The organism is Pseudoduganella namucuonensis (genome assembly GCF_900116645.1).
Classification (GTDB): Bacteria; Pseudomonadota; Gammaproteobacteria; order Burkholderiales; family Burkholderiaceae_D; genus Rugamonas; species Rugamonas namucuonensis.
The window spans coordinates 76,045-90,030 of sequence record NZ_FPBO01000032.1 but is presented as its reverse complement, the minus strand read 5'-3'; the positions used below and the strand labels follow the sequence as shown (position 1 = coordinate 90,030).

The 13,986-nt window shown below is 66.7% G+C and carries 14 protein-coding genes; 9 read left to right on the top strand and 5 right to left on the bottom strand.

Features of this window, described 5'->3' with window-relative positions:
• Positions 1-23: 23 nt before the first annotated feature.
• A complete protein-coding gene (locus BM436_RS26910; RefSeq protein WP_093558612.1) occupies positions 24-1,259 on the bottom strand; it encodes a polyhydroxyalkanoate depolymerase in 1,236 nt (411 codons plus the stop codon).
• A gap of 284 nt (positions 1,260-1,543) precedes the next feature.
• Positions 1,544-1,867, bottom strand: coding sequence for a ferredoxin FdxA (fdxA, locus tag BM436_RS26905; protein ID WP_093558611.1), 324 nt, complete (start codon positions 1,865-1,867; stop codon positions 1,544-1,546).
• A 210-nt stretch (positions 1,868-2,077) separates the two neighbouring features.
• On the opposite strand from fdxA, the gene BM436_RS26900 reads away from it, so the two are divergent.
• On the top strand, positions 2,078-2,368 hold the full coding sequence (locus tag BM436_RS26900) for a polyhydroxyalkanoic acid system family protein (protein WP_093558610.1): 291 nt from the start codon (positions 2,078-2,080) through the stop codon (positions 2,366-2,368).
• Between the two features lie 59 nt (positions 2,369-2,427).
• On the opposite strand, the gene BM436_RS26895 is transcribed toward BM436_RS26900, so the two are convergent.
• Positions 2,428-2,682, bottom strand: coding sequence for an acyl-CoA-binding protein (locus BM436_RS26895; RefSeq protein WP_093558609.1), 255 nt, complete (start codon positions 2,680-2,682; stop codon positions 2,428-2,430).
• Positions 2,683-2,797: 115 nt separating this feature from the next.
• Between BM436_RS26895 and BM436_RS26890 the strand changes: the two genes are divergently transcribed.
• Positions 2,798-4,249 carry a wax ester/triacylglycerol synthase family O-acyltransferase gene (locus tag BM436_RS26890; protein WP_229490762.1) on the top strand — a complete coding sequence of 484 codons (1,452 nt, stop codon included), beginning with the start codon at positions 2,798-2,800 and terminating at the stop codon, positions 4,247-4,249.
• A gap of 52 nt (positions 4,250-4,301) precedes the next feature.
• Here BM436_RS26890 and BM436_RS26885 read toward each other — a convergent pair whose 3' ends face one another.
• The gene (locus BM436_RS26885) at positions 4,302-4,589 is read right to left on the bottom strand and encodes an HU family DNA-binding protein (protein ID WP_050409188.1); all 288 of its coding nucleotides are present in this window, start codon (positions 4,587-4,589) and stop codon (positions 4,302-4,304) included.
• Between the two features lie 206 nt (positions 4,590-4,795).
• On the opposite strand from BM436_RS26885, the gene BM436_RS26880 reads away from it, so the two are divergent.
• Positions 4,796-5,518: a hypothetical protein gene (locus tag BM436_RS26880; RefSeq protein ID WP_093558608.1), complete on the top strand. Its 723-nt coding sequence runs from the start codon at positions 4,796-4,798 to the stop codon at positions 5,516-5,518.
• A gap of 10 nt (positions 5,519-5,528) precedes the next feature.
• Here the strand turns inward: BM436_RS26880 and BM436_RS26875 are convergent, their stop codons facing one another.
• Entirely contained in the window at positions 5,529-5,885 is a 357-nt protein-coding gene (locus BM436_RS26875; protein WP_093558607.1) for an FKBP-type peptidyl-prolyl cis-trans isomerase, read from the bottom strand.
• Between the two features lie 159 nt (positions 5,886-6,044).
• Here BM436_RS26875 and BM436_RS26870 point away from each other — a divergent pair, with 159 nt between their 5' ends.
• The 6 genes from BM436_RS26870 to BM436_RS26845 all read left to right on the top strand — a co-directional run bounded on the left by BM436_RS26870 (position 6,045) and on the right by BM436_RS26845 (position 13,940).
• The gene (locus tag BM436_RS26870; protein ID WP_093558606.1) at positions 6,045-7,016 is read left to right on the top strand and encodes a YVTN family beta-propeller repeat protein; all 972 of its coding nucleotides are present in this window, start codon (positions 6,045-6,047) and stop codon (positions 7,014-7,016) included.
• 34 nt (positions 7,017-7,050) lie between these two features.
• Positions 7,051-7,869 carry a polysaccharide deacetylase family protein gene (locus BM436_RS26865; protein ID WP_093558632.1) on the top strand — a complete coding sequence of 273 codons (819 nt, stop codon included), beginning with the start codon at positions 7,051-7,053 and terminating at the stop codon, positions 7,867-7,869.
• Positions 7,866-8,861 (top strand): sterol desaturase family protein, encoded by a 996-nt coding sequence (locus BM436_RS26860; RefSeq protein WP_093558605.1) that lies wholly within the window; start codon positions 7,866-7,868, stop codon positions 8,859-8,861. The genes BM436_RS26865 and BM436_RS26860 overlap by 4 nt, the downstream gene beginning before the upstream one ends.
• Complete coding sequence (locus BM436_RS26855) at positions 8,861-9,676, top strand: EI24 domain-containing protein (RefSeq protein WP_093558604.1); 816 nt, start codon at positions 8,861-8,863, stop codon at positions 9,674-9,676. Before BM436_RS26860 ends, BM436_RS26855 begins: the two co-directional genes overlap by 1 nt.
• Positions 9,677-9,687: 11 nt before the next feature.
• Positions 9,688-10,473 (top strand): competence/damage-inducible protein A, encoded by a 786-nt coding sequence (locus tag BM436_RS26850; protein WP_093558603.1) that lies wholly within the window; start codon positions 9,688-9,690, stop codon positions 10,471-10,473.
• 341 nt (positions 10,474-10,814) lie between these two features.
• Positions 10,815-13,940, top strand: a complete 3,126-nt coding sequence (locus tag BM436_RS26845; RefSeq protein WP_229490765.1) for a transglycosylase domain-containing protein — start codon at positions 10,815-10,817, stop codon at positions 13,938-13,940.
• Positions 13,941-13,986: the final 46 nt, after the last annotated feature.

Genomic DNA, 13,986 nt, shown 5'->3' with positions numbered 1-13,986 from the left:
GCGTTTTCGATGGGGCGGGGCGCTTAGCCGTGTTTGCGGATGAACTCGCTGATCTTGGGGCAGATCGTCTCGCGCCAGCGGCGGCCCGAGAAGATGCCGTAGTGGCCGGCGCCCGGCGCCACGAAGTCTTGCTGCATGTCCTGCGGGATGTTGCTGCACAGGTCGTGCGCGGCCTGGGTCTGGCCGGCGCCGGAGATGTCGTCCAGCTCGCCCTCGACGGTAAACAGCGCCACGCTGGTGATGTCCTGCGGACGCACCAGCTGGCCGCCCACCTTCCACGTGCCCTGCGGCAGCGAGAAGTCCTGGAACACGGTCTTGATGGTGTCCAGGTAGTACTCGGCCGGCATGTCCAGCACGGCGTTGTACTCGTCGTAGAACTTGCGGTGGCTGTCGGCAGGCTCGTCGTCGCCCTTCACCAGGTGCATGTAGAACTCGCGGTGGCTTTGCGCGTGGCGGCCCGGGTTCATCGCGATGAAGCCGGCGTGCTGCAGGAAGCCCGGGTACACCTTGCGGCCGAAGCCCGGATAGTTGGGCGGCACCGCGTAGATCACGGTGTTCTCGAACCAGGAGAACTTCTTCTCGGTGGCCAGGTTGTTGACCGCCGTCGGCGAGCGGCGCGGATCGATGGGGCCGCCCATCATGGTCATCGTCTTCGGCAGTTTCGGATCCTTGGCCGAGGCCATCAGCGAAATCGCCGCCAGCACCGGCACGGTGGGCTGGCACACGGAAATCACGTGCAGGTCCGGGCCCAGGTGGCGGATGAATTCCTGCACGTAGAAGATGTAGTCGTCCAGGTGGAACGGTCCGGCCGACAGCGGCACCATGCGGGCGTCGGTCCAGTCGGTGATGTAGACGTCCTGTTCCTGCAGCAGGGCGGCGACGGTGTCGCGCAGCAGGGTCGAGTGGTGGCCCGACAGCGGCGCCACCAGCAGCACGGTGGGCTGCTTGAGCTCGCGCATGGCCTTGTCGCCCAGGTTTTTCTTGAAGTGGATCAGGCGGCAGAAGGGCTTGTTGATGACCACGTGCTCGATGATGCCGACTTCCTTTCCGGCAACGGTAACGCTATCAATCTCGAACTCGGGTTTTTCGTAATCCTTGCCCAAACGGTACATCAGCTCGTAACCCGCTGCGATCCTCTGCGAAAACGGCGTGTGGGCCAGGGGAGAGACAGGGTTGCTGAACAGTTTCGCCGACGCGTCCGCCCATTGCATCAGTGGCGTCAGGAACGTGCGCTGCATTTCATGGAGTTGGTAAAGCATAGAAAGTCCCGGGTCGAAAACAAGGCGCGGTGCGCCCTGTTGATAAATATCATGGTTCCATTATAGGACATCTGTACATGACGTAAAGCATTTTGAGATAACCAGCGGAAAGTACCTACGTGGTGGCTTCAACCGTAGTAGGAACGATAATACTGAAGGAGAAACAAGAATAGCAGCGTTCGAGCTGCTTTTGTGTAGGACGTATCTTAGGTGTGGCGCGGGACGAACACCGCGGGCGGGCGGAACGGCCGGGGAAGCCGTCCCGCGCGGGGCCCGACGGCGGCTCAGCGCACCAGCAGGTGGGCTTTTTCCTTGACGTCCTTGAACTGCTCGGCTTCCGGCAGCGGCGCCTTGGTCTTGGTGATCGAAGGCCAGTTGCGCGCCAGGTCGGCGTTGATCTTGATGTACTGCACCTGGTCGGCCGGGGTGTCCTCCTCGGCGAAGATGGCGTTGACAGGGCATTCCGCGACGCACACGGCGCAGTCGATGCACTCGTCCGGATCGATCGCCAGGAAGTTCGGGCCTTCGCGGAAGCAATCGACCGGGCACACGTCTACGCAATCGGTGTAGCGGCAGCTGATGCAAGATTCGGTAACAACGTGGGTCATGACTATCCTATCTAGGTGTTGGTTGCGGCGCCGCCGGTGCTGCAAATCAGGCAACACTCACTACAGCAAAGCACTGTATTTTAAGGTAATTCGCCCCTAATCTCAATTCGGGCTTATATACATTCCAAATAAGCAAATGCGCCCCGGGGCGGCCTTGCCGCCAGTCCACCGCGGTAGAATGGCGCGGCCACAGTAAAGGAGAGAAAAACGATGGCCGACATCAATATCGTTCAGGAACACAAACTGACGCCGAAAAAGGCCCGCGAAGCGGCCGAGCAGGTCGCGCAAAAGCTCGCCGCTGAGTTCGACCTGGAGTACGAATGGGAGGGCGACGTGCTGCATTTCGAGCGCAGCGGCGTCAACGGTTCGCTGACGCTGACCAAGCACAAGGCCGAGATGGTCATCAAGCTGGGCTTCCTGTTCGGCGCGTTCGCGCCGGTGATCCAGGCCAAGGCCGCCGAGAAGATGGCCAAGATCTTCGGCGCGACCAAGAGCGCCTGAAAAACGGCGCGCCATGAAAAACGGCGGGCCATGCCCGCCGCCTCGCCATCCCCGATGCATCAGCCCTTCAGTTCCTCGATCAGGTCGACGTACTGCTGCTGCGCCTCTTCCTTGCTGGTGCCTTTCAGATTGGCCCACGCATCGTATTTCGCGCGGCCCACCATGTCGGTGAAGCCCGGACGCGAACCTTCCACGTCGCCGGTGGAGCCCTGCTTGAACAGCGCATAGATCTTCAGCAGGGTCATGTTGTCAGGCCGCTCCGGCAGATTTTTGGAATCGGCCATCGCCTGATCGAATTGTTCTTGCAGACTCATAAACTCTCCTAGAGTAATATCACTAAAGAAACTTTGCGCACGTCCGTGCGATGACGACATAATACAAAAAATTCCACACTGCGGTACGGCCGTTCTATAGAGGAGAAGCTCGAATATGTTGTCCAAAGCCCTGTCTGCGTTGAGCCGCAAGAAGATGTCCACGGTGGATACGGCCTGGCTGCGCATGGATTCCGAAGGCAACCAGATGATGATCGTCGGCGTCGCCATGATGGGCCAGCCGATCGCGCCGGACGGGTTGAGGGAGGCGCTGGAGACCCGCTTCCTGGCCTACCGCCGCTTCCGCAGCAAGGTGGTGACCGACCTGGCCGGCTCGTGGTGGGAAGAGCTGGAGGTGGACCTGGACCGGCACGTGGTGCACACCGCGCTGGCGGCCGGCGACGGCCGGTGCAACAAGCCGGCGCTGCAGCGCCTGGTGGGCGAGCTGTCGCAGCGCCCGCTGGACCCGGAACAGCCGCTGTGGCAAATGCACCTGGTGGACAACTGCGTCGGCGAGGACGGCAAGGTGCGGCAGGCGCTGATCGTGCGCATCCACCACTGCATCGCCGACGGCGTGGCGCTGGTGGGCGTGTTCATGTCCATGTTCGGCCAGCACCCGGACGCGCACCCGCGGCAGCCGCCCAAGGCGGCGGTGGAGGCGGCCGAGGCCAATCCCTGGGAGCAGATCCTGAACCCCATCACCGCCACCAGCGTGAAGGCGATCGACCTGTCGTCGGCCATGTTCCTGAAGTCGATGAGCATGTGGACCGAGTTGGACAAGGTGGGCGAGCGGCTGGCCGCCGTCGGCCACACCGCCGCCCAGCTGACCGCCGACGCCGTCAAGCTGACCACCATGGCGGACGACAGCCGCACGCTGTTGAAGGGCAAGCCGAACGGAAAAAAACATGTTTCATGGAGCGAGCCGCTGCCGCTGGACGAGGTCAAGACCATCAGCAAGGCCTACGGCTGCTCGGTCAACGACGTGCTGATGTCCTGCGTGGCGGGCGCCCTGCGCGGCTACCTGGTCGCGGCCGGCGACGCCATCGGCGACGAATGCGAGGTGCGCGTGATGGTGCCGGTCAACCTGCGCAAGGCCGGCGGCCAGCAAAAGCTGGGCAACGCCTTCGGCCTGGTGCCGCTGGTGCTGCCGGTGGGGATGGAGGATCCGGTCGCGCGGCTGCTCGAGGTGCGCCGGCGCATGAACGACCTGAAGGGCAGCTACACGGCGCTGGTGGCCATGTCGGTGCTGGGCGTGCTGGGCGCCTCGCCCAGGCAGGTGCAGAACGAGATCCAGAACTTCTTCGCGCGCAAGGCCACCGCCGTGATGAGCAACGTGCCCGGGCCGCGGACGCCGCTCTACCTGGCGGGCAGCCAGCTGGACCAGGTGATGTTCTGGGTGCCGCAGTCGGGCGACATCGGCGTGGGGGTGTCGATCCTGTCCTACAACGGCGGGGTGCAGTTCGGTATCGTGACGGACGACGCGCTGGTGCGCGACCCGGACAATGTGATCGGCCGCTTCGGGCCCGAGTTTGAAAAGCTGGTGCTGCTGGCCCTGATGGGCGCCTGCTGAGGAGGGGGCGCCAGGTTCGCCGCCGGACGGCCGCGGACCTGACTCCCGGTTCTTACTTCTTCTTGGTCGGGTTGACTGCCGCTTTCAGCGTGGCGCCAGCCGAGAACTTGGGGGTCTTGGACGCGGCGATCTTGATCGCTTCGCCGGTTGCGGGATTGCGGCCTTTGCGCGCGGCGCGCTTGGCGACGGAGAAGGTGCCGAAGCCGGTGATGCCGACCGTGTCGCCTTTTTTCAGACGCTCGGTAACGATGGCAATCAGAGTGTTCACTGCGTCGTTGGCGGCGGCGCCGGACATCTCGGTACGCTTCGCAAATTCCGCAATCAATTCGCCTTTTTTCATTACTACCTCCTTGGTTAATAGAGCGCGCAGATTAGCACATAATTATTGTTGGATGTGAGAATCGCGCAGCAGAATTTGCCGAAGTAAGCCATATGGGCTATGGTCCGCCGCGTTTTGCCGCCGCTTTTCAAAAGCGCTGTTACACATGGGGGACTGCACGCGCGGCGCCGGTGGGGGTATGATCGGAGTAAGCGAGGAACCGTACCATGAGCTTTTCCGATGACATTCTGATGGCCTACGCCGACGGTGAACTGGACCAGGCGACCCGGCTGGCCCTTGAAGCGGCCATGCGGCGCGACGCCGTGCTGGCGCGGCGCGTGGCCCAATACCAGGCCCGGCGGCGCATGGCCGCGCCGCGGCGCGCGGCCACCGTGGTGCAGCTGGCCGACGTGCGCGCCACCCGCGCCGCCACGCAGCAGGCCGCCCGCAAGGCGCGCAAGCTGCGCTGGTCGTGGATGGAGTGGGGCGCGCTGGCCGGCGTGCTGGTGCTGGGCCTGGCGGCCGGGCGCTATCTGCTGGGCGACTGGCAGGCCGACCAGCAATCGCCGGCCAGCCTGGCCTGGCGCGACGGCGCGCTGGTGGCGCAGGGCCGGCTGGCGCTGGCGCTGGACCAGGCGCCGGGCGGCACGGCCGGCGTGTACGGCGGCGGCGTGCGCATCGCCGCCAGCTTCGTGGCCACCGACGGCGGCTACTGCCGCAGCTTCACCGCCAGCGGCGGCGCGCAGGACATGGCGGGCCTGGCCTGCCGGAGCGGGGGAGTGTGGAAGCTGCCGGTCTGGCAGCAGGTGGCGCGCCCGGCGGGCGGGGCCCGGCCGGCCGGCGTCGATGTGCCGGCGGCGGTGCAGGCGGTGGTGGAGCAGCGCAGCGCGGGCCAGCTGCTCGACGCGGCGGCCGAGCAGGACGCCATGCGCCGCGGCTGGGTAAGGTAGGGCCGGCCGCTTAAACGTCCAGCAGTTCCACGTCGAAGATCAGGGTGGCGTTCGGCGGGATCACGCCGCCGGCGCCGCGCGCGCCGTAGCCCAGCTCGGCCGGGATGATCAGCTGGCGGGTGCCGCCGACCTTCATGCCCTGCACTCCCTCGTCCCAGCCGCGGATCACCATGCCGGCGCCCAGCGCGAATTCGAACGGGTCGTTGCGGTCCTTGCTCGAGTCGAATTTGGGACCCTTGCTGCCGTCGTCGTTGCGCAGCCAGCCGGTGTAGTGCACGGTCACGTTCTGGCCGGCTTTCGCCTCGGCGCCCTCGCCGAGCTTGACGTCGTCGTATTGCAGGCCGGATGCGGTGGTGGTAATGGACATGATGTTCCTTTGAATTGTTTGGTTAGCCATTAATTGTAGTCGCAGCGGCGCAACGGCGCCACGCCCTTGTCGCGGAAGGCGGCAAAATATGGGCTATTGCTTCTACGCCAGTCCGGTTTCCACTTAAAATAGGGTTTTGGCCCCTAAAGCGATCCAGTCATGTTCCGCAGTCTCCGCCGTATCGTTGTTGCCAGCGCCTGCCTGGTATCCGCCGCCGCCCCCGCGCTGGCGAACGTCGTGGTGGTTCTGAACTCACGCGACGCCACGGTCCAGTTGCTGGACCAGGCCACCTTCAAAAGCGTGTCGACTTTCGCGGTCGGCAAGGAACCGCACCACCTGATGCCCACGCCGGACAACAAGTCCCTGATCGTGGCCAGCGCGGTGGGTAACGAGCTGATCTTCCTGGATCCGAAGTCCGGCCAGATCCAGCGCCACGTCAAGGACATCCTCGACCCCTACCAGATCGGCTTCTCGCCGGACCAGAAATGGTTCGTCGCCACCTCGCTGCGGCTGGACCGGGTCGACATCTATAAATACGACGGCGCCAACCTGGTGCTGTCCAAGCGCGTCCCGATGGGCAAGCTGCCCAGCCACATCGCCTTCGACGCCAAGAGCACCACCGCCTTCATCACCCGCCAGGGCAGCGACCAGGTCAGCGCCATCGACCTGAAGACGCAGGAAGTCAAGTGGACCATGACGGTCGGCAAACTGCCGGCCGGGATCGCCATGACGCCGGACGACAAGCATCTGCTGGTGGGCATCATGGGCAGCGACTACGTCGAGGTGATCGACTGGCGCACGCAGAAGACGGTCAAGCGCATCAAGGCCGGCGACGGCACCCACAACTTCCGCGCGCAGGGCGACAACCGCTACACCTACGTGTCGAACCGGGTCTCGAACAGCATCAACATCATCGACCAGAAGACCTTGGAGAACGTCGGCACCATCAACGTGCCGGGCGGCCCGGACTGCATGGAGATCACCGACGACGGCAAGACCATGTGGGTCACGCTGCGCTGGATCAAGAAGGTGGCGGTGATCGACCTGCCGAGCCGCAAGATCGTCAAGATGATCCCGGTCGGCCGTTCGCCGCATGGCGTCTACTTCGCCAACGCGGCGGCCCGCAATTAAGCGACCCATGCGCGGCCTGCTGCAATCGGGCGGCATGGCCGCCAGCCTCCGCGCCGGCTTCGGCGCCCGCCGCGCGCCCGCCGCGCCGGGCCTGGGCCTGGGCCTGCTCCTGGCGCTGAGCGCGGCCGGGGCCGCCGGCGCGCCCGCCTGCGACAAACCCGTCTACCTGACCTTCGACACCGGCAGCCAGTCCCAGGCCGAGCTGATCGCCGACACGCTGCGGCGGCACCACGTCAAGGCCACCTTCTTCCTCGCCAATGAAAAGACCGTGCGCGGCGACCACTCGCTGGACGCGGCCTGGGCGCCGTTCTGGCGCGCGCTGGCGGCCGACGGCCACGCCTTCGGCTCCCACACCTACGACCACGTGTACTGGCAAAAGGACATGGCGGGCGGCGGGATGCGGGTCAAGCCGCAGTTCGGCGCGGCGGCCGGGCAAAGCCAGGCCTGGGACGCGCGGCGATACTGCGACGAGATCCGGCGCGTCGACCGGCGCTTCCAGGAACTGGCCGGGCGGCCGCTCGATCCCGTCTGGCGCGCGCCGGGCGGCAAGGTCTCGCCCAACACGCTGGCCGCCGCGAAGGCCTGCGGCTACGCGCACGTGGGCTGGGCCCAGGCCGGCTTCTCCGGCGACGAGCTGTCCAGCGCCGCCTGGCCGAACGCGCTGTTGCTGGAGAAATCGCTGCGCGAACTGCGCGGCGGCGACATCTTCATGGCCCACATGGGCATCTGGTCGCGCCGGGACCCGTGGGCCCCGGCCAACCTGGAACCGCTGATCGCGGGCCTGAAGCAGCGCGGCTTTTGCTTCGCCACGCTGCGCGAACACCCCGATTACCAAATACAGATCAAGCGATGATGCAATTCCTTTCCGACTGGCTCGGCACGGCCCAGGGTTGGCTGTTCGAAACCGCCGTGCAGCCGCTGATCTTCCAGTTCGGCCTGGGCGACATCACCGAGGAGGCCTTCGAGGGCACCGAGTGGCTGCTGATCGGCCTGTGCGAGCTGGCGTTGCTGTTCGTGGTGCTGCGCCCGCTGGAGGCGCTGATCCCGGTGCACCGCTTCACCGACCCGCGCGCGCGCTGGAACGACTTCCTCTACACGGTGCTGCAGCGGGTCGGCCTGTTCCCGGTGCTGGTGTTCTTCACGCTGGACCCGCTGATGGACAGCTTCAACGCCTGGCTGCGGATGCGCGAGGTGCGCCCCTTCGACCTGGAGACCCTGTTCCCCGGCATCGGCCCGCTGGCCAGCTTCGCGCTCTACCTGCTGGTGCTGGACTTCGTCGATTACTGGTACCACCGCGCCTCGCACCACTTCAACTGGTGGTGGGGCCTGCACGGCCTGCACCACAGCCAGATGAACATGAACCTGTGGAGCGACGACCGCAACCACCTGCTGGACGACCTGCTGCGCGACGCCGTGATGGCCCTGGTGGCGGTGGCCATCGGCGTGCCGCCCGCGCAATACGTGCTGCTGGTGTCGCTGTCGCGCATGGTGCAAAGCCTGCAGCACGCCAATGTGCGCATCCATTTCGGCCGGATCGGCGAGCGCCTGCTGGTGTCGCCGCGCTTCCACCGGCTGCACCACGCGATCGGCATCGGGCACGAGTCGCGCGGCAAGGGCACGCTGGGCGGCTGCAATTTCGGCGTGCTGTTCCCGTACTGGGACATGCTGTTCGGCACCGCCAACTTCTCGCCCGAATTCGCCCGCACCGGCATCCGCGACCAGCTGCCGCAAACGGCGCCGGACGGCGCGGCGATACCGGGCCGCGACTACGGCCGCGGCTTCTGGCGCCAGCAGTGGCTGGGCCTGCGGCGCATGATCGCCAACTTTGGCAAGGAACCGAATTGATGAAGGCAGTACTGAACGCCTACGGCCGCGCGCTGTTGTCCCAATTGCACGGCAAGATGCTGTTGCTCAGCGTGGTGCCCTTCCTGCTGTCGCTGCTGCTGTGGGGGCTGGTGCTCTACCTCGGCTGGCAGCCGCTGCTGGACTACCTGCAGGGCTTGTTCGTCGACTACGAGCTGTTCCGCTACAGCAGCAGCTGGCTGACCACGCTGGGCCTGGCGGCCGTGAAGACCTTCATCGTGCCGCTGGCGGCCATTTTGGCCATCGTGCCGCTGATGATACTGACCGCGCTGGTCTTCATCGGCGTGGCGGCCATGCCCTTCATCGTGCGCCACGTGGGCGGGCGCCACTATCCCAAGCTGGAGATGAAGAACGGCGGCAGCGTCCTGGGCAGCGTCGGCGTGGCGCTGCGCGGCTTCGCGCTGTTCGCCCTGGTCTGGCTGCTGGCCCTGCCGTTGTACGCCTTCCCGCCGGCCGCGCTGGCGCTGCAGGTGTGCCTGTGGGGCTGGTTGACCAGCCGCGTGATGGCCTACGACGCGCTGGCCGACTACGCCAGCGAGGAGGAGTTGAAGGCGCTGCGGCGCGAGCGCCGCTGGCCGCTGATGGCGATCGGCGTCGTCTCCGGCGCGGCCGGCGCCATCCCCGGCGTGGTGTGGCTGGTGGGCACGGCGGCGGCGATCGCCTTCTTCCCCTTCCTGGCCGCGCTGTCGCTGTGGCTGTACGTGCTGATCTTCATCTTCACCGGCCTGTGGTTCCAGTATTACTGCCTGGAGGCGCTGGCGCAGCACCGCGCCCTGGCCGCGGCGGCGCAACCTTAAGGGAGCAGGGCATGGCTATCGGATTGATCATCATCGGCGACGAGATCCTGTCGGGCAAACGGATCGACCAGCACTTCCCCAAAGTGGTGCAGCTGCTGGCCGCGCGCGGCCTGCAGCTGGCCTGGGCCGAATACCTGGGCGACGACCCGGCCCGCATCACGGCCACGCTGCGGCGCACCTTCGCCGGCGGCGACATCGTGTTCTCCTGCGGCGGCATCGGCGCCACGCCGGACGACCACACGCGGCAAGCCGCCGCCGACGCGCTGGGCCGGCCGCTGGCGCTGCACCCGCGGGGCAAGGACAACATCCAGCAGCGCATCCTTCAGAACGCGCGCGAGGCCGGCCAGACGGCCGACCTGGACTCGCCGGAGAACCTGCACCGCCTGAAGATGGCCGAATTCGCCGAGGGCGCGGCGCTGATCCCCAACCCCTACAACAACGTGGCCGGCTTCGCGCTGGGCACGCATTACTTCGTGCCGGGCTTCCCCGTGATGGCCTGGCCGATGATCGAATGGGTGCTGGACACGCACCACGCCGACCTGTTCAACCGCGAACCGCGCGCCGAGCACGCGGTGCTGGTGTACGAGGCCGCCGAGTCGGCGCTGACGCCGCTGATGCTGGCGCTGGAGGCGCAATACCCGCGCATCAAGGTGTTCAGCCTGCCCAGCGTGGGCGACGCGCGCACCCGCCGCCACATCGAGCTGGGCGTGAAGGGCGAGCCGGCGCAGGCGGCCGCCGCCTTCGCGCGGCTGTGCGCGGGGCTGGACAGCCTGGCGGCCGAGTACAAACCCGTATGACGCCGACAACCCTTGCGGCGCTTGTGACGCTTGCGTGACGGGGTGTTTGGACCGTCGTTGTTTTTTTGCGAAAAAGCCCCCGACTACGTCAATATTTGTGCGGCGCGGCCCGTGCGCGCGCCGCCGATGTGGTGCAATGGAGATCAAGAGCAGTACCACTGAAACACGACGGTTGAAGCAAAATGTTAAGCAATCCACGTAATAGCAGGCCCGGTTTTGTCGAGCGCGCGGTGCGCAAATTGCGCGCAGGCGCCGCGTCCCTGGGCATCAAACGCAGCAACCGCCTGCACGTCGTTCCCCCGTTGACGCAGCCCTCCGCATTGACCCATCCGCCCGAGGCGGTGCACCTGGCGCACGCGCAGCCCGCCGCGCCCGAGGGCGCCGAGCCGCCGCGCAAGAGCAAGCGGCCGCGCAACGCCTTCATCCTGTTGATGCTGGTGCTGCTGTCGCTGGCCGTGTGGTGGCTGGCGCAGGAGATGCGCAGCTCGGCCATGCAGGCCAGGTTCTTCTCCAACCTGGTGGGCAAGCTCAATTACAAGGTCGAGCCGGGCCCCAGCAAGGCCATCCGTTTCCCGCACGACAGCCCCTACGACGAGCGCCTGGGCTACGCCAACATGCCCGACTACCTGGGCAAGCTGAAGGCGCGCGACTACGAGATCGCCGCGCAGGCGCGCTTCTCGCCCAAGATGGTGGAACTGAACGACATGGGCGTGTTCACCACCTACCGCGAAAAGACGCGCACCGGCCTGAACATCGCCGACTGCCGCGCCGAGACGCTGTTCTCGGCCACCTATCCCGAGCGCACCTACGCCAGCTTCAAGGACGCGCCCACCGCGCTGGTGCAAAGCCTGCTGTTCATCGAGAACCGCGAACTGCTGGACTCCACCTATCCGAACCGCAACCCCGCGGTCGAGTGGGACCGCCTCAGCAAGGCCGTGTTCGAGAAGACCGTCAGCACCGTGGCGGGCGGGCAGCGCGCCGCCGGCGGCAGCACGCTGGCCACGCAGATCGAGAAATACCGCCACTCGCCCGAGGGCCGCACCGGCTCCATGAAGGACAAGCTGCAGCAGATGGTCTCGGCCACGCTGCGCGCCTACCAGGGCGGCCCGGACACCACCGAGGCGCGGCGCCGCATCGTGGTCGACTACCTCAACACCGTGCCGCTGTCGGCCAAGCCCGGCTACGGCGAGGTGAACGGCATCGGCGACGGCCTGTGGGTCTGGTACGGCCGCGACTTCAACGAGGTCAACCGCCTGCTGGCCGGCAAGATGGACCAGCCGGGCAGCGCGCTGGCGTTCAAGGAGGCGCTCAGCCTGTTCATCGCGCAGCGCCGCCCCAGCTACTACCTGGGCGACGGCGACGCCGACCTGGAAACCCTGGCCAACAGCCACCTGCGCGTGCTGGCGCAGGCCGGCATCATCACGCCGCGACTGCGCGACGCCGCGCTCAAGGAGCGCCTGCATCCGGCCGCCGGCAACGGCCTGGCCGCCGCGCCGTCCATGTCCTTCGTCGAGCGCAAGGCCTCGAACTCGGTGCGCAACCACCTGGCCACGCTGCTGGGCGACAACCGCATGTACAACCTGGACCGGCTGGACCTGCAGGTGGTCAGCACGCTGGACGCCCAGGCGCAGCGCGCCGTGACGCGGATGCTGCGCGACCTGCGCGACCCCGAGGTGGCCAAGGCCGCCGGCCTGACGGGCAAGGGCATGCTGGGCAACGGCGACCCGGCCAACGTGGTGTACAGCTTCACCCTGCTGGAAAAGGGCGAGCACACCAACTACCTGCGCCTGCAGACCGACAACTTCGACCAGCCGCTGGACATCAACGAGGGCGCCAAGCTGGACCTGGGCTCGACCGCCAAGCTGCGCACGCTGGTGACCTATATGGACATCGTCGACCAGCTGCACAAGCGCTACGAGGGCATGACGCCGGACCAGCTGCGCAAGACGACGCTGGCGCCGCAGGACAAGCTGAGCCAGTGGGCCGTGGCCTACTTCCTGGACCCGGCCAGCAAGCGCGACCTGCCGGCCATGCTGCAGGCCGCGCTCGAGCGCAAGTATTCGGGCAACCCGGGCGAGGGCTTCTTCACCGGCGGCGGGGTGCACACCTTCGGCAACTTCTCGAAGGAGGACAACGGCCGCATCCTGTCCGTGCGCGAGGCGCTGCGCCGCTCGACCAACCTGGTGTTCGTGCGCCTGATGCGCGACGTCGTCAAGTACTACATGTTCCAGGCGCCGGGCTCGTCGGCCTCGCTGCTGGCCGACGCCGACGATCCGCGCCGCGCCGAGTACCTGGCGCGCTTCGCCGACAAGGAGGGCAAGGAGTTCATGTACCGCTTCTGGGCCAAGTACAAGGGCAAGCCGGCCGCCGAGCTGGACAAGATCCTGGTGGGCGGCATCCGGCCCACGCCGCTGCGCCTGGCCAACATCCACCGCACCCTGTACCCGCGGGCCACGCCGGCCGAGTTCAGCGCCTTCCTGAACGACAACCTGCCGTCGCAGAACGAGGTCGGCGACGAGCGCGCCGCCAAGATGTTCGAGCAGTACGCGATGGACAAGTGGTCGCTGGCCGACCGCGGCTACCTGGCCAATGTGCACCCGCTGGAGCTGTGGCTGGTGGCCTACCTGCGCCAGAACGAGGGCGCCACGCTGTCGCAGGCGGTGGCCGCGTCCGAGAAGGAGCGCCAGGAGGTCTACCAGTGGCTGTTCAAGACCCACCGCAAGCACGCGCAGGACAAGCGCATCGCCGGCCTGGTCGAGATGGAAAGCTTCATGGCCATCCACCGCCAGTGGAAGAAAATGGGCTACCCCTTCGAGTCGCTGGTGCCGTCGTACGCGACCACGCTGGGCGCGTCGGCCGACCGTCCCGCCGCGCTGGCCGAGATGATGGGCATCATCATCAACGGCGGCGTGCGCAAGGCCAGCCAGAAAATCAGTTCGCTGCACTTCGCCGCCGGCACGCCGTACGAGACCCTGGTCAAGCGCGGCAAGCCCACCAGCAACGAGCAGGTGCTGGCGCCCGAGGTGGCGCGCGCGGTGGCCGACGTGATCAAGGAGGTGGTGTCGGACGGCACCGCCAAGCGCGCCAAGACGGCCTTCGTGATGTCGGACGGCACCGTGATCCCGGTGGGCGGCAAGACCGGCACCGGCGACCAGCGCTTCGAGGTGTACGGCGGCGGCGGGCGGCTGATCGAGTCGCGCTTCGTCAACCGCTCGGCCACCTTCGTGTTCAACATCGGCGAGCGCTTCTACGGCAGCATGACGGCCTATGTGCACGGGCCGGAATCGAAGAACTACGACTTCACCAGCGCGCTGCCGGTGCAGTTGCTGGCGGTGCTGGCGCCCAGCCTGATGCCGCTGATCGAGCCGGACGCGCCGCCGAAAAGCGGCGTGATCGCCGTCTCGCACAACCCGGCCGGCAACGCCGCCGCCGCGCCGAAAGCCCCGCCGCGCGCCTGCGGCGCCTGACGCCGGGGGCAGCCAAACCGGGGACAGACCCTCCGCGCCACGCACC

Coding starts and splice junctions, on each gene's coding strand:
- BM436_RS26870 (WP_093558606.1), top strand. CDS start 6,045: ATGTTCCGCAGTCTCCGCCGTATCGTTGTTGCCAGCGCCTGCCTGGTA.
- BM436_RS26860 (WP_093558605.1), top strand. CDS start 7,866: ATGATGCAATTCCTTTCCGACTGGCTCGGCACGGCCCAGGGTTGGCTG.
- BM436_RS26910 (WP_093558612.1), bottom strand. CDS start 1,259: ATGCTTTACCAACTCCATGAAATGCAGCGCACGTTCCTGACGCCACTG.
- BM436_RS26850 (WP_093558603.1), top strand. CDS start 9,688: ATGGCTATCGGATTGATCATCATCGGCGACGAGATCCTGTCGGGCAAA.
- BM436_RS26855 (WP_093558604.1), top strand. CDS start 8,861: ATGAAGGCAGTACTGAACGCCTACGGCCGCGCGCTGTTGTCCCAATTG.
- BM436_RS26865 (WP_093558632.1), top strand. CDS start 7,051: ATGGCCGCCAGCCTCCGCGCCGGCTTCGGCGCCCGCCGCGCGCCCGCC.
- BM436_RS26890 (WP_229490762.1), top strand. CDS start 2,798: ATGTTGTCCAAAGCCCTGTCTGCGTTGAGCCGCAAGAAGATGTCCACG.
- fdxA (WP_093558611.1), bottom strand. CDS start 1,867: ATGACCCACGTTGTTACCGAATCTTGCATCAGCTGCCGCTACACCGAT.
- BM436_RS26885 (WP_050409188.1), bottom strand. CDS start 4,589: ATGAAAAAAGGCGAATTGATTGCGGAATTTGCGAAGCGTACCGAGATG.
- BM436_RS26895 (WP_093558609.1), bottom strand. CDS start 2,682: ATGAGTCTGCAAGAACAATTCGATCAGGCGATGGCCGATTCCAAAAAT.
- BM436_RS26880 (WP_093558608.1), top strand. CDS start 4,796: ATGAGCTTTTCCGATGACATTCTGATGGCCTACGCCGACGGTGAACTG.
- BM436_RS26900 (WP_093558610.1), top strand. CDS start 2,078: ATGGCCGACATCAATATCGTTCAGGAACACAAACTGACGCCGAAAAAG.
- BM436_RS26875 (WP_093558607.1), bottom strand. CDS start 5,885: ATGTCCATTACCACCACCGCATCCGGCCTGCAATACGACGACGTCAAG.